This is a genomic window from Janthinobacterium lyxosi (assembly GCF_051380665.1).
Classification (GTDB): Bacteria; Pseudomonadota; Gammaproteobacteria; order Burkholderiales; family Burkholderiaceae_D; genus Janthinobacterium.
In genome coordinates this window covers 160219-178299 of sequence record NZ_JBNYXM010000003.1, presented here as the reverse complement: position 1 = coordinate 178299, position 18081 = coordinate 160219, and the positions used below count along the sequence as shown (strand labels likewise).

At 63.0% G+C, this 18081-nt stretch carries 15 protein-coding genes; 8 read left to right on the top strand and 7 right to left on the bottom strand.

Annotated features, from left to right (window positions below; all coding sequences use genetic code 11):
- Positions 1-110: 110 nt before the first annotated feature.
- Both ACQ4WP_RS04160 and ACQ4WP_RS04155 read right to left on the bottom strand, forming a co-directional pair.
- On the bottom strand, positions 111-650 hold the full coding sequence (locus ACQ4WP_RS04160; RefSeq protein WP_436518811.1) for an LbetaH domain-containing protein: 540 nt from the start codon (positions 648-650) through the stop codon (positions 111-113).
- Between the two features lie 17 nt (positions 651-667).
- On the bottom strand, positions 668-2908 hold the full coding sequence (locus tag ACQ4WP_RS04155) for a serine/threonine protein kinase (protein WP_436518810.1): 2241 nt from the start codon (positions 2906-2908) through the stop codon (positions 668-670).
- Positions 2909-3220: 312 nt separating this feature from the next.
- Between ACQ4WP_RS04155 and ACQ4WP_RS04150 the strand changes: the two genes are divergently transcribed.
- The gene (locus ACQ4WP_RS04150) at positions 3221-3484 is read left to right on the top strand and encodes a PAAR domain-containing protein (RefSeq protein ID WP_436518903.1); all 264 of its coding nucleotides are present in this window, start codon (positions 3221-3223) and stop codon (positions 3482-3484) included.
- Here ACQ4WP_RS04150 and ACQ4WP_RS04145 read toward each other — a convergent pair.
- Complete coding sequence (locus ACQ4WP_RS04145) at positions 3481-4803, bottom strand: aspartate aminotransferase family protein (RefSeq protein WP_436518809.1); 1323 nt, start codon at positions 4801-4803, stop codon at positions 3481-3483. The genes ACQ4WP_RS04150 and ACQ4WP_RS04145 overlap by 4 nt on opposite strands.
- Positions 4804-5028: 225 nt before the next feature.
- Between ACQ4WP_RS04145 and ACQ4WP_RS04140 the strand changes: the two genes are divergently transcribed.
- The 3 genes from ACQ4WP_RS04140 (at position 5029) to ACQ4WP_RS04130 (ending at position 7578) form a co-directional block, all read left to right on the top strand.
- Positions 5029-5694 carry a response regulator gene (locus ACQ4WP_RS04140; protein ID WP_436518808.1) on the top strand — a complete coding sequence of 222 codons (666 nt, stop codon included), beginning with the start codon at positions 5029-5031 and terminating at the stop codon, positions 5692-5694.
- On the top strand, positions 5684-7075 hold the full coding sequence (locus tag ACQ4WP_RS04135; protein WP_436518807.1) for an ATP-binding protein: 1392 nt from the start codon (positions 5684-5686) through the stop codon (positions 7073-7075). Before ACQ4WP_RS04140 ends, ACQ4WP_RS04135 begins: the two co-directional genes overlap by 11 nt.
- 92 nt (positions 7076-7167) lie before the next feature.
- On the top strand, positions 7168-7578 hold the full coding sequence (locus ACQ4WP_RS04130; protein WP_436518806.1) for a YgiW/YdeI family stress tolerance OB fold protein: 411 nt from the start codon (positions 7168-7170) through the stop codon (positions 7576-7578).
- Here ACQ4WP_RS04130 and ACQ4WP_RS04125 read toward each other — a convergent pair.
- The 4 genes from ACQ4WP_RS04125 to ACQ4WP_RS04110 all read right to left on the bottom strand — a co-directional run bounded on the left by ACQ4WP_RS04125 (position 7575) and on the right by ACQ4WP_RS04110 (position 13772).
- Entirely contained in the window at positions 7575-8456 is an 882-nt protein-coding gene (locus ACQ4WP_RS04125; RefSeq protein ID WP_436518805.1) for a MurR/RpiR family transcriptional regulator, read from the bottom strand. The two genes, ACQ4WP_RS04130 and ACQ4WP_RS04125, sit on opposite strands and share 4 nt — an antisense overlap.
- A 45-nt stretch (positions 8457-8501) precedes the next feature.
- Positions 8502-8813: a hypothetical protein gene (locus ACQ4WP_RS04120; RefSeq protein WP_436518804.1), complete on the bottom strand. Its 312-nt coding sequence runs from the start codon at positions 8811-8813 to the stop codon at positions 8502-8504.
- A 123-nt stretch (positions 8814-8936) separates the two neighbouring features.
- Positions 8937-11507: a cyanophycin synthetase gene (gene cphA, locus ACQ4WP_RS04115; protein WP_436518803.1), complete on the bottom strand. Its 2571-nt coding sequence runs from the start codon at positions 11505-11507 to the stop codon at positions 8937-8939.
- A gap of 87 nt (positions 11508-11594) precedes the next feature.
- Positions 11595-13772 carry a cyanophycin synthetase gene (locus ACQ4WP_RS04110; protein ID WP_436518802.1) on the bottom strand — a complete coding sequence of 726 codons (2178 nt, stop codon included), beginning with the start codon at positions 13770-13772 and terminating at the stop codon, positions 11595-11597.
- Positions 13773-14242: 470 nt separating this feature from the next.
- Here ACQ4WP_RS04110 and ACQ4WP_RS04105 point away from each other — a divergent pair, with 470 nt between their 5' ends.
- The 4 genes from ACQ4WP_RS04105 (at position 14243) to ACQ4WP_RS04090 (ending at position 18075) form a co-directional block, all read left to right on the top strand.
- Complete coding sequence (locus ACQ4WP_RS04105; protein ID WP_436518801.1) at positions 14243-16525, top strand: cyanophycin metabolism-associated ABC transporter; 2283 nt, start codon at positions 14243-14245, stop codon at positions 16523-16525.
- Between the two features lie 2 nt (positions 16526-16527).
- On the top strand, positions 16528-16998 hold the full coding sequence (locus tag ACQ4WP_RS04100; RefSeq protein ID WP_436518800.1) for a cyanophycin metabolism-associated DUF1854 family protein: 471 nt from the start codon (positions 16528-16530) through the stop codon (positions 16996-16998).
- Between the two features lie 133 nt (positions 16999-17131).
- Complete coding sequence (locus ACQ4WP_RS04095; RefSeq protein WP_436518799.1) at positions 17132-17608, top strand: Xre family toxin-antitoxin system antitoxin; 477 nt, start codon at positions 17132-17134, stop codon at positions 17606-17608.
- Positions 17605-18075, top strand: a complete 471-nt coding sequence (locus tag ACQ4WP_RS04090) for an RES family NAD+ phosphorylase (protein ID WP_436518798.1) — start codon at positions 17605-17607, stop codon at positions 18073-18075. Before ACQ4WP_RS04095 ends, ACQ4WP_RS04090 begins: the two co-directional genes overlap by 4 nt.
- Positions 18076-18081 lie beyond the last annotated feature (6 nt).

Here is an 18081-nt window from a genome sequence, read left to right as displayed (position 1 = left end):
ACCGCTTTCGGCAGGCGGGGCGGCGTATTGCGTGCGGATGTGAAAAAGCCGCGCCGGTGGAGGTGGCGCGGCTTGGATACATTCTGGTGGCGAGATACTACGTTGCCAGCTTAGCCCATGTCTACGGTGCCGCCGACCGAGCTTTCTGGATCGAAGGCGAACACGCGTAGCTCCGGCTGTACGCCGTCCCCACGCAGTATGCGGACGGTCAGGACGAAGGACAATTCCCAGCGACCTTTCGTATGTCCCACGTCAAGAGTATGTTTCCATTCCTGGCGGATACGGCGCAGGTCGGGTAGCTCAGGGTCCTGCGGCAGCAACTGGGATTCAAAATCCAGCTGTAAGGGATAGGTCGCACCAATGGCTTGCAGGAATGGCGACGGTGCCGCGTAAACGGTTGGCACATTCGGGCCGATCTGCGTCAGTTGTGGAATGGTAATGATGCAGCAATCGACGACCTGAAACGAGGTAAAGCCGCTTTTTTTGGAACCGCAGCAATTGATATCGAGATAGACATGTTGCCCTTGCTGGAAATGCACGCCGCCCATGTATTCGCCGTGGCGGGGATCTGCCGTGCCATCGCAGGAGGTAAATTTGTAGTCCAACTCGCTGCTGGTCTGGTCCGCGTCAAAATGTACGGATAGTTTCATCCAAGGGCTCACATGCGTCATGTTTTACGATCTCTTTTCAGGTTAATAATAAATTGCTGGTAGCGAGTATCTCGCCTGAGGTTCAACAGATCGGGTGCCGTTTCGATCAGATTGAGTGGGTAGCCGAGTGTGACGGCCTGAATTAATGCCGTTAACGCCTCGTCGTGGTTGCCGATCAGCTCATAAGTTAGTGCGGCACGGAATTGCACATCAGCCACATCTTTGGACATATTCATGGCTTGCTTGAGCCGTGTCAGGGCTTCTTGTTTTTTATTTACGTAAGCTTGATACAGTGCCATATGGGAGTGGAAAGTTGCATTCTCAGGTCGGCGCTGCAAGATTGGAGTTAGAAGTGCAATGGCGTGCTGGTAGGAATCTTTGGATGCTGCCGCCTGAGCAGGGATCCAGCGCTGAGCGTCGGCGAGATTGGCCCATAGGAGGTAAGTTCCCGGACTTCCTTTGCTTGAGGATACTGCATTTTTAAACGCTTCTACCGCGCCTAAATAATCTGCTTTGGCGAACAAGGACGTGCCTAAATTGTTATAGAGTTCCCAGTGTGGCTGGATTTGTAGACCTTGTTGTAAGACGCGTAATGCCTCATCGTTGCGGTCTTGGCGCAGCAGAGCGGCATTTAGATAGGCATATGCGTTGGATGATCGCGGGTCAAGTTCTATCGTTTTGCGAAATGCTGTTTCTGATTCAAAATAGGCTGCTTGACGATAATGCAGCACGCCTTGCATCAAGTAGAAAAGACGTTCGCGTGGATGTATGCCCAACGCCGTGTCAATGGTCTTTTGCGCTAGTTCAAATTGTTTCGAATTTATTAGCAATCGTATCTTACCTACAAGCGCAAGCAAGTTTTGCGGGTCAAGATTGAGTGCAGCAGAGACGGCAGTAAGAGCGGCCTCTCGTTGTCCTTTCAGTTCTTGTACCCAGGCGTGCGCTACATGGGAGAGTGCCAACTGGTTGTCCGATGCGATTGCCTGTTGCGCGCTGGCATCGGCCCGTTGCAGCCAAGTGTCGTCACGACCATTGCCAATGTAGCGCAGGCTGTAGGCGATGGATAGTCCAGCTGCAGCAGCAGCACTGGTCGGATTGTGCTTGAGCACGGTGCTGAAATGCTCAATCGCCTGCGCCTGGCTCGTATCGCGATCAAACACCCGCAACGCCTCCATCCCCGCCGCCATGCTGGCCATTTCCGAATACGGCGCGGGCGCCTTTTCGCCCGTGACGAACGACTTGACGGCAGGAATGATATTGGGCAGCTGCCATCCTGCCAGTACCGCCAGCAGCGCCACGCTCGCGCCCCATTTCAGCGTGCGCTTGCGGGGCAGGGGCAGGCGAATGGAGACCGTGGCGGGCGGTTCTTCCTTCGCGGGCGTCTCGTCAGCAAGGGGCGCAGCCACGGTGACAGCTTCCCCGCACTGCGCCCCTATCGCCTCGCGCACGTCGCGCATGGTGCGTGGCCGTTCGGCCGGGTCGTGCGCCGTCATCGAGCGCACGAGGGCGTTGATGGTGGGCGGCACCGTTTCAGGCAAGTCGGGCCAGGCTTCCGTCGCCTGCATGTGGGCGGCGGCCAGGGCCAGGCCGTTCAGGTGAGCGAAGTGGCGCTGGCCGGCCAGCATTTCGTACAGCATGGCGCCCAGCGCGTAGACGTCGCCGCGCGTGTCGGGCAGGCGGCCCATCAGGCGTTCGGGTGCCATGTAGGCGATGGTGCCCTGCAAGTCGCACAGGGTGGTCGTTTGCGTCGCTTGCGGGTCGATGTGGCGGGCCAGGCCGAAGTCGAGGATGCGCACCTTGCCCTCCGCTTCCAGCATCAGGTTCGACGGTTTCAAGTCTCCGTGCACGAGGTCCATGGCGTGCGCCTCGTCCATGGCGTCGGCGATCTGGTAGGCGATGTCGAGCGCCGCTTGCAGGTCGGCCTTGCCACTGTGCATGAATTGCCCCAGCGTCTGGCCTTCGACCAGTTCCATGACGATGGACTGGCCCGTGCCCTGGCCCTCGATGGCGAAAATGCGCACGAAGGCGGCATGCTTGAGCGAGGCGGCCAGGCGCGCTTCATTGATGAGTTTTTCGGGATGCAGCACGTCGGCTTGCGGTTTCAGGCGTTTCAGCGCCACGCTGCGGCACAGCTTGGCATCCCAGGCTTCGAATACATGGCCGAAACCGCCTTCGCCCAGCAAGCGGCGCACTTCGTAGTGCCCGCTGATAATGTCGTCTTGCGACGGGGTCTGACGCAGGGAGTCGAGCAGTTCCATATACCTTGGCTTCAGAGTGCATCAGCGTGGACGTCAAGCATCGGAAAGGGCAATGCGATGTTTGAATGCCCAAGATGATTGATTTTGAGTAACTTCCTGATTTAAAACGATTGTTTCGAATAAGTCAATTAATATTGGCAAGGAGTGAACAAAAGTTGCAGCCCGATGGTTATGGCTGCTACGGCAGAGGGCACGCCGTCACTGCGTTCGAATGCAATGATGACTGGCGCGTAACGCCTCATAATGTCTGTGGGAACGTCACCGCATGGACACGTGCCCTGGTGATGCGCTGGACAAGGACAGGGAGGCATGATGCGTGGCGTGATCCGCTTGAACGACCCCACCAGCCATGGCGGCAAGGTGGTGGGGGCGGCGCCGAACAGTACGGTGCTGGGTGTGGCCGTGGCGCGCAAGGGCGACCCTTGCGTCTGCCCGATAAAAGGCCACGTGCGCTGCGTGATCGCCGAAGGCGATCCGCAGGTGTTGATCGATGGCGTGCGCGTGGCGTTTGACGGGCACAAGACCAGCTGCGGCGCCAGCCTGATGTCCACCGTGGGCAATAGCGGGCGCGTTTAGCGCAGGCTGGCGTCGATGGCCTTGCCCAGCTTGTCGACGAGCTCATCGACGTGGCTGGCGTCGATGATGTAGGGCGGCGCCAGCAGGATGTGGTCGCCGTGCAGGCCGTCGATGGTGCCGCCCATGGGATAGCACATCAGCCCGCCTTGCATGGCGTGCGCCTTGATGCGCGCGTGCAGGCGGCGGGCCGGGTCGAACGGCTGCTTGCTGGCCCGGTCCTGCACCAGTTCCAGCCCCAGGAACAGGCCGCGGCCGCGGATGTCGCCCACATGCGCATGGTCATCGAAACGCGCATGCAGCCGCTCTTTCAGCAAGCCGCCCATGGCGCGCACATTGCTTAATAAATCGCGTTCCTCGATCTGCTGTTGCACGGCCAGGGCGGCGGCGCAGGCCGTGGCGTGGCCGATATACGTGTGGCCATGCTGGAAGAAGCCCGTGCCGGCGCGGATCGTGTCGCAGATCTCCTTGGATACCATCACGGCGCCGATGGGCTGGTAGCCGGCGCCCAGGCCCTTGGCGATGCAGATCAGGTCGGCCGTGATGGCTTCCTGCTCGCAGGCGAACAGGCTGCCCGTGCGGCCCATGCCGCACATGACTTCGTCGAGGATCAGGAGGATGCCGTGGCGCTGGCAGATGTCGCGCATGTGCTGGAAGTAGCCGGTGACGGCGGGCAGGGCGCCGGCTGTCGCGCCGACGACGGGTTCGGCGATAAAGGCCATGACGTTGTCTGCGCCCAGTGCGGCGATATTGTCTTCCAGTTCCTGGCCCAGGCGCGCCACGTAATCGCCCTCCGTTTCATAGGCCGGCTGGTCGCGGTAAGCATAGCAGGGAGACACATGGGTGACGCCGATCAGCAACGGCTCGAACTGCTGGCGGCGCCAGGCGTTGCCGCCCGTGGCCAGCGCGCCCAGGGTGTTGCCGTGGTAGCTCTGGCGGCGGGCGATGACGTGGCGGCGCTGCGGCTGGCCCCGTTCGACGAAATACTGGCGGGCCAGCTTGAGCGCACTTTCCACCGCTTCCGAGCCGCCCGAGACGAAATATACGCTGTCGATGCCGGATGGCGCCCGGGCGACGAGGAAATCGGCCAGCTGCTCCATTGGTTCGCTGGTGAAAAACGAGCTGTGCGCGTAGGCCATCGTGGCAATCTGCCGCTGTACGGCGGCGATCACGGCCGCATCCGCATGGCCGAGGCACGAGACTGCCGCGCCGCCGCAGGCGTCCAGGTAGCGCTTGCCTTCGGCATCGATCAGGTGGGGCCCGTCGCCCGCCATGGCGACAGGGTAGCTGGTGCTCAGGCTGCGGTGGAAGACATGGCTCATGGGTGGCTTTCTTTCTGCGATGGGAGAAAGCCGAGTATAGAATGCCGCACGTCAATTTACAACATTTGTTGTTTATTATACTAAATTTCATCATTCGATGTTTTGTGCATCCGCTGCGTTCCCTGTTATATCCTTAAGATTCGGTTCATCTTGCCAGTGCAGCATAGGCTGCACAATTTCCCCGCCATACTGGCAACGTTTTCCTTTCACTCCCGAGTTACGCCCATGCGCATTTTGCTAGTCGAAGATGATATTTCCCTTGGCGAGACCATCCTCGCCTGGCTGCGGCTGGACCAGCATGCGGTCGATTGGGTCCAGCGCGGCGATTCTGCGCACACTGCGCTGCTGACGCATCACTATGACTGCGTGCTGCTTGACCGTGGCTTGCCGGGCATGAGCGGCGACGCCTTGCTGGCCCGCCTGCGGGCGGCCGGCAATCCTGTTCCGGTGATGTTGATCACCGCCTTTAACGCCCTGGCCGACCGGGTCGACGGGCTGGATATGGGAGCCGACGATTACCTGGTCAAACCCTTCGAGCTGGAGGAAATGTCGGCGCGCATCCGGGCGGCGGTACGGCGCGGCGCGAATCAGGCGAGCAATGCGCTGGCGCACGCCGGCATGTCCCTCAACCTGGAAACCAGGCAGGCCAGCCTGGACGGCTTGCCCATCGCCCTGACCGCGCGCGAGTACCACGTGCTGTATGCGCTGCTGCTGCGCAAGAACAGCATCGTCACCCGCGCCCAGATCGAAGAAACCTTGTATGGCTGGGGCGATGAAGTGGAAAGCAACGCCATCGAAGTGTATATACACAATCTGCGCAAGAAATTCGGCGGCGACAGCATCGTCACCGTGCGCGGCCTGGGTTACCGGCTGAAAAGCGATGGCAGTTAAAGATACCGGTGCGGGTATCGCACCACTGTGGTCGCTGCGGCGGCGTCTGCTGGCCGCGATCGTTGCCGCCAGCACCGTGCTGTGGCTGGCCAGCCTGGGCATCGTCACCGTGATCGCCTGGCGCGAGACCAACGAGGTGTTCGACGATGCGCTGGAGGAGTCCGGTTACATGATCCTGGCCGCCACCACCGACTGGGACGAACGCGGGCTGCTGGCGTCGTCGCGGCCGGGGGGCGGGCCGGAACGCAAGGTCGACATGCAGTACCAGATTGTGGCCGATGGCCGCGTATTGCAGCGTACCCGCGGCGCGCCGGCCCGGCCTTTCGTGACAGGTTTTGATGGCCGGCACGGTTTTGCCGATCCCGAGGTGGACCAGCGCCGCTGGCGGGTGTTCGTGGTGCGCGACGACGAGCGTCATTTCGAGGTGCAGGTCGGGCAAAAATACAAGAAGCGCTTCGATATCCTGGAAGAACTGGCCGAGCATCTGTGGCTGCCGGTGCTGGGTTTTCTGGGGCTGCTGGCGCTGGTCTGCTGGATATTGACGGGGCGCGTGTTAAAACCCTTGCGCCAGACCGCGTCGGCCATTGCCGGCAAATCGCCGGACGACCTGGAGCAAGTGCCGACAGCCGGGCAGCCGCGCGAGCTGCTGCCCATCGTGCAGGCGCTGAACGGCGTGCTGGCGCGCCTGGACGCGGCGCTGCAGGCCGAGCGCCGCTTTACGGCCGACGCCGCGCATGAGCTGCGCACGCCGCTGGCGGGCTTGCACATGCATGTGCAGCTGCTGCAACGCCAGCATCCGCAGCTGGTCACGGCGTTTCAGAAGCTGCGCCAGGATATTGCGCGCGTGACGGCGCTGGTCGACAGCCTGCTGACCCTGGCTCGGCTGGACCCGCTGGCGCGCGCGCAGCTGGCGAGCCAGCCGGTGGCGCTGGCGCCCTTGCTGGAGCAACTGCTGGCCGCGCATGCAGGCGAGGCGGCCCGGCGCGGCATCACCCTGCGCGTGCGCTGCGAGCTGGACGCGGTGCATGCCGATGCCCGGATGCTGGACATCATGCTGCGCAATCTGGTCGATAACGCGCTGCGCTATTGCCCGGCCGGCAGTCGGGTCGAGATCGCGGCGGGCAGCTACGCTGGCCGCGCCCGCATCGCCGTGCGCGACGATGGCCCCGGTGTCGACGCGGCCAGCCGGCAGCGACTCGCCGAGCGTTTTTTTCGCGTGCTGGGGCAGGGCCAGGGCGGCAGCGGACTCGGACTGTCCATCGTCAAGCGCATTGCCGACCTGCATGGTATCGCACTGGCGTTTGGCGCCGGCCTGGACGGTCGCGGCCTGGGCGTGGTGCTCGACCTGCCACCCGACCTGCCGCCCTCGGCCACACCTTAAGATACGGTTAATGTCCGCCCGGTGTAATGTGTCCGTGCCTGCGATCACGCGGCAGGCCATGACTTCCACTGACCACCACCCAAGGACTGACCATGAAAAAGCTTATCCAACTCTCCTGCATCACCGCCTTGCTCGCCGGCTCGGCCTTCGCCATCGCCCAACCAGCCGGCTACAGCGGACCATCGAGCAAGGCCGCATCAGCGCCGGCAGGTTATGCCGGTCCATCGAGCGTGGCGTTGATCAGCGCCAAGGAATTGCTGGCCAAGGGCAAGGACGACCAGTACGTCAAGGTGAAAGGTAAATTGCTCAGCCACAAGGGCGGCGAGCATTATGAGTTCGCCGACGCCAGCGGCAAGATGACCGTGGAGATCGACGCCAAGCGCTTCCCCGAAGGCGTCACGATCGACCACACCACCCTGGTGGAATTGAGCGGCAAGTTCGACAAGGAAACCTTTGGCGAGTCGACGCTCGACGTCAAGCAGGTCAAGGTGGTGACTAATTAAGGACGCGCATACGCCCCCAGCGCGCGCAATTGCGCCTCCGCCGCGCCCAGGGCGTCCACCGCCTGCGGCCCGGCGCGTGCCACCAGCAATTCCACCAGGCTTTCCACGGCGGCGATGCCGGCCACGATGGAAGGGAAGAACGAGGGGCTGTCGACGGCGATGACGATGCTGGCGTCTGCCTGCAGGGCCAGCGGCGACATGGCGCTGTCGCTGATGGCGACAACCCTGCAGCCGGCCTGGCGCGCCGCCTGCGCCACCAGCAGCGCTTCGCTGGAATACGGCGCGAAGCTGACGACGACGACGGCTTCGCCCGCCTGCAGGGCGCGCAAATCCATTTCCAGGGTGCCGCCCTGGCCGCTCAGCAGCTGCACGCTGGGGCGAAGCAGGCGGTACAGGTAGTGCAAGGTGTAGGCGATGGGGTGGGCGGCGCGAAAGCCGGCCACATGCACGCGGTGCGCCGCCTGCAGCAGATTGGCGGCCGCGTCCAGGGCGGCGTGGTTGGCGCTTTCCGTGGCGGCCAGGTTGTGCTGCTGCACCGCGAATACTTCGGTGACCAGGTCGCGCTCTTTCCCTTCTTTGCCGGCCAGCGCACCGGCTTTTGCCGCGTAGCCGGCCGGTCCCGCGCGCAGGCGTTCCACGAAGATGGCTTTCAGTTCCGGCCAGCCGGCAAAGCCCAGCTGCTGCGCCAGGCGCACCAGGGCGGCCGATTGCACCTGCGCGCGCGCGGCTATGCTGCGCATCGATGACACGGCCACCTCGTCCGGATGGTCGGCCAGGTAGCGCGCGCCGGCCTGGAATTGCGGGCTCAGTTCCGCATGGCGCGCCTTGATCAGGGCCATCAGTGCCGCATAGGAGTCGTGGGGTGTTGCTGCCTGCATCGCCGTGCCTCAAATGAATAGGTTGCGGCGATGGTACAGGATTCGTCAGCGCGCCGGTAGCGGCAAGCCTTGCGCCAGCGCAGCCGTGCGCGGACGCAGGCGGGCAAACAGGTGCGGCCCGGCCGGTGTGCGGCACGGTCCCGTCGTCAGCACGCGCAAGGCGGTGGGCAGCGGCACGTCGTGGCAATGCAGGAACAGGGCGGCGGCGGCCGTGCCGGCCATTTCCTGCAAGGCCAGCGCATGCTCGACCAGCGCCGCCGTGCGCATGTCGAGCCGCACCGGGATGTCGGGTTGAAATAACTGTGTGTCGACGTGCCGTGCATCGCGCATGCTGTCCCCGCCGGGTTCGCTAGTCAAGCTGCCAGCATAAAAGCGGCCTGGCGGCGCCACCTTGCGCCAGATCAATTCCTATGTCGGCTAGATTCCACAAGGTAAAAAAAGGCGGCCCGCAGGCCGCCCTCGTATGCAGTCAGGCTGCGCTTACGCTTCGGCGACGCGCTTGGCGATGTGCGCCAGCGCTTCTTCCACCTGGTCGATCAGGATCAGGCACAGATCGCCTTCGTTCAAACGCGCCAGGGCCTTGTCGATGGCGACGAATTCACCGTTGATTTCATCGATATGGCTGGTGCGCTTGGCGCCGTTCAAGCCCTGGCGCAGCAAGGCCACCACTTCGCCGTCGGCGCGGCCGCGCTGGCACTGGTCCTGGTACAGCAGCACGTCGTCGAAGGCGGCGCCGAGGATTTCCGTCTGCTGGCGGATGTCTTCGTCGCGGCGGTCGCCGGCGCCGCTGATGACCACCGAACGGCGCTTGGCCGGCATGCTTTCCACGGCCTGCACCAGTGCCAGGATGGCGTCCGGATTGTGGCCATAGTCGGCGATCAGCGTGGCTCCACGATAATCGAATACGTTGAAGCGCCCCGGCGCATTGTCGGCTTCATTGGCAAAGGTTTTCAGGCCCAGCGCGATGGTTTTCCAGTCCAGGCCAACGGCCCAGGCGGCGGCCAGTGACGCCATGACGTTGTCGACCTGGAAGCCGATGGCGCCGTTGCGCGTGATCGGCACTTGCGACAGGGCGATTTCGTGGCGTTCCTTGCCCTGCGCCGCGACCAGTTTGCCGTCTTCCACGTACACCACGCGGTTGCCCTGCGCGCGGTGCGTGGCCATCACCGGATGCGTCTTGTCGGCGGCGAAGAAGGTCACCGTGCCGCTGCAATTCTTGGCCATGCGCGCCACGGCAGGGTCGGTGGCGTTCAAGACGGCCACGCCGCTGTCGGCCACGTTCTGCACGATCACGCGTTTCAATACCGCCAGGTCTTCCACGGTGGTGATGTAGTTCAGGCCCAGGTGGTCGCCCGCGCCGATGTTGGTCACCACGGCGACCTGGCAGCGATCGAAGGCCAGGCCTTCGCGCAACATGCCGCCGCGCGCCGTCTCGAACACGGCCGCGTCCACGTCCGGGTGCAGCAGCACGTTGCGCGCGCTGCGCGGGCCGCTGCAGTCGCCACTGTCGATCTGGCGTCCCTCGATGTACACGCCATCGGTATTGGTCATGCCCGTGCGCAGGCCGGAGGTGGTGAGCAAGTGGGCGATCAGGCGCACTGTGGTGGTCTTGCCGTTGGTGCCGGTGACGGCAACGACAGGGATGCGGCCATCGTCGCCTTCGGCAAACATGGCGGCGATGATGGCTTCGCCCACGGGGCGCGGCTTGCCGAACGAAGGCGCCAGGTGCATGCGCAGGCCCGGTGCGGCGTTCACTTCGACGATGCCGGCGTTCTGCTCTTCCAGTGGTTTTAAAATGCTTTCAGAAACGACGTCCACGCCGCAGATGTCCAGGCCCACCATGTGCGCGGCCGCGACGGCGCGCGCCGCCACTTCCGGGTGCACGTCGACGGTGACGTCGGTGGCCGAGCCGCCCGTCGACAGGTTGGCGTTATTGCGCAAAATCACGCGCTGGCCCACGGGCGGCACGGATTCGGCCACATAGCCCTGCTTGGCCAGGCTGGCCAGGGCGATGTCGTCAAAGCGGATTTTCGTCAGCGAGGTGGCGTGGCCGCTGCCGCGGCGCGGGTCCAGGTTGACCTGGTCGACCAGTTCGCGCACCGTATGCTGGCCGTCGCCCACCACTTGCGGCGGGTCGCGGCGGGCCGCTGCCACCATCTTGTTGCCGATGACGAGCAAACGGAAATCGTGGCCCGGCAGATAGCGCTCGACGAGGATATCGTCGCGGAATTCCTGCGCCGCGAGGAAGCCGGCCGTCAGCTGTTCGCGCGTGGTGACATTGACGGTGACGCCCTTGCCCTGGTTGCCATCTTTCGGTTTGACGACGACGGGCAGGCCGATCTCGCAGGCGGCGGCCCAGGCGTCGTCCACGTCGATGGCGACACGGCCTTGCGGCACGGGCACGCCGGCTGAATCGAGCAGTTTTTTCGTCAGTTCCTTGTCTTGCGCGATGGCTTCGGCAATGGCGCTGGTGCCGTCCATTTCGGCGGCCTGGATCTTGCGCTGCTTGCTGCCCCAGCCGAACGTCACCAGGCTGCCTTCGGTCAGGCGACGGAACGGAATGTTGCGCGCCACTGCGGCGTTGACGATGGCGCCCGTCGAAGGGCCCAGGCGCACGTCTTCATCGAGTTCCTGCAACTGGTGCAGGGCGCCGGCCAGGTCGAACGGCGCATCGTCGAGCGCTGCGCGGCACAGCTGCTGCGCCAGTTCCAGGGCCAGGCGGCCGACGGCTTCTTCCGAGTATTCGACGACGACCTGGAAGATGCCCGTTTCCAGGGTCGACGTGGTGCGGCTGAAGGTGACGGGGCAGCCGGCTTGCGCCTGCAGGCCAAGCGCCGCCAGTTCCAGCACCTGCGCCATCGGCGCGGCGTTGTAGTTGCCCAGCGGTTGCAGTGGGCTCAGTTGCGGAAAGCGCGCGCGCAGGCGGGCTTCGAAGCCGGGCAGCTGGGCGATGTCGAGTTCCTGCGTGGTGCAGGAAACAATGGCTTCCACGGCGGTGTCGTGGCTCCAGAGGTTAGGGCCACGCAAGGCCCGTACGCGAGATACTTCCATAATTAAACCGTAATCCTGTTGTGTTCTTGTGGGCCCGGCCATCATGGCCGGGCTTGAGTGCTGCTTTGCCTGTACCTTGGTTGCCGATTAGTTGCCGATGCAGCCAGGGGCCGCGTCGAAGGTGCGCAATCCTGCGCAAATGAGGTCGACGGGCAGGTTCAGGGCCCAGGCGGCGGCGGCGACGGCCAGTACGCTGTCGACATTGCCGGCGGTGGCCGGTTTCAGCAGGTCCAGGCACAGCAAGACCGTTTCGCTGCCGCCTTCGGCCAGCACGATATGGTTGCCGCGCACGAACACGGCGCGCTGGCCGGCGACCAGTTGCGCCGCGATGGCGGCCAGGCTGCCATCCTGCGCATACAGGGTCACGCTGCCGTCGCACAGCTCGGCCAGTTCCAGCACGTGCGCGTTGGCGGCGTTCAGCACGGCCACGCCCGTCGGCACCACCACGTCGACCTGGCTGCGCACTGCCTTGTACAGGCCCGCTTCGTCCAGCACGTCGAAATCCTTGACGCTATCGAGGCTGCCCATGTCCGTGACGATGCCAATCTGGCATTTGTCGTAGGCCAGGCCTTCGGCCAGGATCATGCGCGGATTGCTCTCGAACAGGGCCGTCTGCACGGTGCGGTTGAGCAGCAGGCGCTGGCCCGCATCCCAGTTCACGCAATCGCTGCTGACGACGCGGCGCTGGTCCAGGTACATGCCTTCGCTGCAGACGGCGCCCGTGTGCAGGCCCGACAGGTTGAGGAGCTTGCACAGCATGCGCACGATCAGGCTGGCGCCGCGCGTGCCCGTCACGCCGATCAGCGGAATGCGGCCCGTTTCCTCGGGCGCGAACAGATGGTCGACGATGGCCGCGCCGACAGGGCGGGGCTGGCCCACGCCCGGCTTGATGTGCGCCAGCAGGCCGGGGCTGGCATTGACTTCGATGATGGCGCCGCGCTGCTCTTCCAGCGGACGCGTGATGTCGGTGGTGACCAGGTCGATGCCGGCGATATCCAGGCCGACGACTCTGGCGGCCAACAGGGCCGCATGCACGACGGACGGATGCACGTCGTCGGTGACGTCGATGGCCACATTGCCGTTCGGCTGGATCAGCACTTTCTGGCCCGCCTGCGGCACGGACAGGGCGGTCATGCCCTGGCGCTGCAGTTCCAGCACGATTTCGCCCGATTCATGCGGCTTGACGGTGCCCAGCGGGAAATCTTCGCCTTCACCGCGGCGCGGGTCGGTATTGATCTGTGTATTCACCAGCTCCAGCACGGTGGAGACGCCGTCGCCGTCGACCCACAAGGATTCGCCCTTGGCGGCCGCGATCAGCTTGTTGCCGACCACGAGCAAGCGGTGTTCGTCGCCCGTGATGAAGCTTTCCACCAGCACTGCCGAGCTGTCGCCCTTGCGCGCGGCCAGTTCGTAGGCCGCTTTCACGTCCGCTTCCGTCATCAGGTTGAGCGATACGCCGCGGCCATGGTTGCCGTCATACGGTTTCACGACGACGGGCACGCCGATGTCTTGCGCTTCTTCCCAGGCTGCTTCGGCGCTGCGCACCAGGCTGCCTTCAGGGACGCGCACGCCGCACGATTTGAGCAGGAATTTGGTCAGGTCCTTGTCGCTGGCGATGCCTTCGGCAATCGCGCTGGTGCGGTCCGTTTCGGCCGTCCAGATGCGGCGCTGCGCGGCACCGTGGCCCAGTTGCACCAGGTTGCCGTCGTTCAGGCGCAGCGACGGGATGCGGCGCTCGGTGGCCGCATCGACGATGCTGGCCGTGCTTGGGCCCAGGCAGCGCGAATCGACCATGTCGCGCAGGGGCGCCAGGGCCGCTTCCAGGTCGTAGGCTTCATCGTTGATGGCAGCCATCAGCAGTTCGCGCGCGGCGGCCAGGGCCGCGCGGCCCACGTGCTCTTCACGCGTACGGAAGGCCATCTTGTAGACGCCGCGCTGGCTGGTCGAGCGCGTCTGGCCGAAGCCCGTGCGCATGCCTGCCAGATTTTGCAGTTCCAGCACCACGTGCTCGAGGATGTGGGCCGACCAGGTACCTTCGCGCAGGCGCTCGAAAAAGCCGCCCCGTTCGCCCACGCCGCAGCGGTGCTCGATCATGCCGGGCAGCCACGCCACCAGGCGTTCGTACAGTCCGGGCAGGGTATTGGATGGGTAATCTTCCAGTTCGCCGATGTCGACCCAGGCTTCAATCACCGGGCGATAAGTCCAGATGTTGGGGCCGCGCAAGTGGGTGACGCGGGAAAATTCGATGTTCTTCTTCTTGATCATGTAAGTGGTTTCTTGATAACAAGCCAGGCGTCTGGGCGCCAGATACTTTATGTTGGCTCTACAGAGTCTTTTCAGGCTCGTGCTTGGTTCTTTATCCCGGGTATGCGCAGTGTGCCACTTTTAGCGGTCTCTTGTCGCGTTTGCTTCTCGTATTCTGCTGGTGTTGTCATTCTAATTGTTACTAAATGTTGCCTTGCTTGTCAGATAGTTACCGTCTCGTGTCAAAGTAGGGCCATTTGCGCAACAGCTTCCTGTTGTATACTTGCAAAAGCGCAGCGGCTATCCGGCATTTCCCGATTGTTTCCCATCCATTCCTTACCGGCATGCGTCCATTCGATACAATACAGGAAATTGCCACTGGTACATCCGCCAGCCGCCATCGCGCAGCACACAAACATTGATCGGGCGTCTGCCCCATCCCCCAAATCCCGCCCTGAAGGGCTTGGCCTCGAGCCGGAGTATGCTTTACGATGACAACTGAACTGAGTGTTCCTGCAACAACTATTCCCCTCACCTCACTGCCGACGCCTGTAGCAGAAGCCTGGCTGGCGGAAGTGGAAAAAAATCTTTCTCCAGGGGAGAACGTTTTAAGTAGCGTTGAGGTTGACCTCGATGCGCGATTACGTTTCACAAAAGGCATAATTGTTGTCACCGAGAAGCGTTTGCTGGCCCGTTCGCCGGGCGATACCGTCTGGAAAAGCTGGTCTTTCCGCCCTGGACTGCGCCTGACGCACCATGACCACGCCGGTGTGGGCCACCTGGAACTGTTCGACGACCATGGCCGCCTGGCCTCGTGGCGCTTCACCCTGGGACAGAACCTGCACGCCATCCGCGTGCTGGAACAGTTCGTCGAGCGCCTCGACAGCCACCTGACGGGCCAGCCCGTGCTGGAAGCGGAGCAGGAAGTGTGCCCCAGCTGCAAGGCACCGCTGGAGCCCGAGCAGGAAGAATGCCCGATCTGCGCCAAGGTCCTGTACACGCCGCCATCGACCTGGACCCTGTTCCGCCTGTGGCGCTTTGCCCATCCCTACCGTGGCCAGCTGGCGCTGGGCTTCATGCTGATGCTGCTGAGTACGGCCGCGCACATGATTCCGCCCTACCTGACGGCGCCGCTGATGGACAATGTGCTGATTCCGTATCAGAACGGCAAGCATATCGATCCATGGCTGGTGGTGTACTACATGAGCGGCTTGCTTGGCTCGGCCTTGCTGGCCTGGCTGCTGGGCTGGGGCAAGACCTATGTGCTGGCCCTGGTGTCCGAACGCATGGGCGCCGATTTGCGCTCGGCCACATATGAACACCTGATGAAACTGTCGCTGGAATTCTTTGGCGGCAAGCGCACGGGCGACCTGATGGCGCGCATCGGCAGCGGCAGCGACCGCATCTGCGTCTTCCTCTCGCTGCACCTGCTCGATTTCGCTTCCGACGTGCTGATGATTATCATGACGGGCGTCATTTTGTGGTCGATGAATCCATGGCTGGCCATCATGACCCTGGCGCCCTTGCCCTTCATCGCCTGGATGATCCACCTGGTGCGCGACCGTTTGCGCACGGGCTTTGAAAAGATCGACCGCGTGTGGAGCGAAGTGACCAACGTGCTGGCCGATACGATTCCCGGCATCCGCGTGGTGAAGGCGTTTGCGCAGGAAAAACGCGAAGCGGCCCGCTTCCGCGACGCCAACGCGCACAACCTGGCCGTCAACGACAAGTTGAACAAGGTCTGGTCGCTGTTCTCGCCGACCGTCTCCTTTTTGACGGAAATGGGTTTGCTGGTCATCTGGTGCTTCGGTATCTGGCAGTTGTCGCGCGGCGAAATCACCGTCGGCGTGCTGACCGCCTTCATCGCCTACAGCACGCGTTTCTATGGCCGCCTCGATTCCATGAGCCGCATCGTCTCCGTGACGCAGAAATCGGCGTCGGCCGCCAAGCGCATCTTCGACATCCTCGACCATGTGTCGAGCGTGCCGGAACCGGCGCAACCCGTCAAACTGGACAAGATCGAAGGCAGGATCGATTTGCGCGAAGTCGGTTTCCGCTACGGCAACCGCGCCGTCAACCGCGGCATCACCTTGAACATCAAGGCGGGCGAGATGATCGGCCTGGTGGGCCATAGCGGTTCGGGCAAGAGCACCCTGGTCAACCTGATCTGCCGTTTCTATGACGTGTCCGAAGGGGCGATTTTGCTCGATGGCGTCGACATTCGTTCGTTCGCCGTGTCCGACTACCGCCGCAATATCGGCCTGGTGCTGCAAGAGCCGTTCCTGTTCTTCGGCACCATCGCGGAAAATATCGCCTACGGCAAGCCGCACGCGACGCGCCAGGAGATCATCGCCGCCGCGCGCGCTGCGCATGCCCACGAATTCATCCTGCGCCTGCCGCAAGGCTACGATTCGATGGTGGGCGAGCGTGGCCAGGGCCTGTCCGGCGGTGAGCGCCAGCGCATCTCGATTGCCCGCGCCCTGCTGATCGACCCGCGCATCCTGATCATGGATGAGGCGACATCGTCGGTGGACTCGGAAACAGAAAAAGAAATCCAGAAGGCGCTGGACAACCTGGTGCAGGGCCGCACGACGATCGCCATCGCGCACAGGCTGTCGACCTTGCACCGGGCCGACCGCCTGGTGGTGCTGGACCGCGGCCAGGTCGTCGAAGTGGGCAGTCACGATGAACTGATGGCGAAAGAGGGCGCCTATTTCCGCCTCTACGAAGCACAGGCGCGTAACAACGAACTCGCCCTGGATGACAAGGAATAAGCATGGCCAGTACAACTTTTACATTAAGCCGCGACACCTTCGGCAAGCTGGTGATGACGGCCGAAGACGGCCAGGTCTTTGAAGGCGTGGTGCCCGTGCGCGCCTTTCCCATCCAGTCGCCAGACGAAGGCATTTCGCTGGTGCTGGGCAATGGCAAGGAAGTGGCGTGGATCGAGCGCCTCGACGCCTTGCCGGAACCGGCGCGCAGTCTGCTGCAGGAAGAGCTGGAAGGGCGCGAATTCATGCCCGAGATTGCGCGCGTGAAAAGCGTTTCCAGCTTTGCCACGCCCTGCACCTGGCATGTGGATACGGACCGGGGCGAGACGCAGTTCGTGTTGAAAGGCGAAGAAGACATCCGCCGCATCGGCGCCACGTCACTGCTGATCGCCGACAACCACGGCATTCATTTCCTGATCCGCGATATGTTCAATATTGACAAGACGACGCGGAAGATACTCGACCGCTTCCTGTAAAAAATGCCCTGAATGCGGCGCAGTGCCGCCGCTCATGCCGTTCAGCTTGCGCTGAACGGCATTTTTTTTGAGCCTGAGCAAATCTTGAGGATTGACTCATTTGAGCTATACTAATGTCTTAAAGGAGGTGGTTATGGCGCAACATATTGAGGCTCCCGTCCCGGTCCAGCAGGCGAGGACGCTGTACGAAGGCATGGCGTTGTACGGTTTTGATACTGATGCGCGTATTGCGCTGATACGGCGGGGTATTCCAGCCTCGACGATCAGCCGCCTGTCCGCGCGCATGGGCATGAGCAAGGAATTTCTGTTGTCCAGCCTGGGGCTGTCGCGTGCCACCATCAGCCGCAAGGAGAAAGACGCCAGTTTGCTGTCGAAGGACGAATCGGAGCGCGTGCTGGGCATTGAAACCTTGATCGGCATGGTGCAGGCGATGGTCGAACAATCGGGCGATCCTGCCGGCTTTGATGCGGCGCGCTGGGTCTCCGATTGGCTGAGCAAGCCGCTGCCTGCGCTGGCGGGCGCAACGCCGGCCAGCTACATGGACACCTTCGAGGGACAAAAGCTGGTGGCGGAATTGCTATCCATGACGCAGAGCGGAGCCTATGCATGAATGTGCTCTGGCGTATTGCCGTCGAGACGCCAGCCTATCCTGCGAGTGACCTGAACGGCACCGGCGCCAGGATTACGGGCGGCCGCTGGAACAGCAAGGGCGCGCCCGTCGTGTATTGTTCGACGAGTATCGCACTGGCTACCTTGGAAACCGTCCATTACCTGCGTGGCGGCGGCCTGCCGTTCAACCGTTACCTGGTGCGTATTGTCATTCCCGATGTCGTATGGAACGCGCGCCAGGTACTCGATCCATTTCCCGGCGGTTGGGACGCCATACCGGCCGGCTTGTCGGGCAAGCGGGCTGGCGATGGCTGGATTGCTGCGGGAAAAACCGCCTTGCTGCTGGTGCCTTCCGTGATCGTGCCCGACGAATACAATGTCTTGCTCAATCCCCGGCATGCCGATGCCGTAGCGATCACTGCCAGTACCGTCAGGCGGTGGAGCTACGATCCCCGGTTTTTCCCTTGAAGCGCG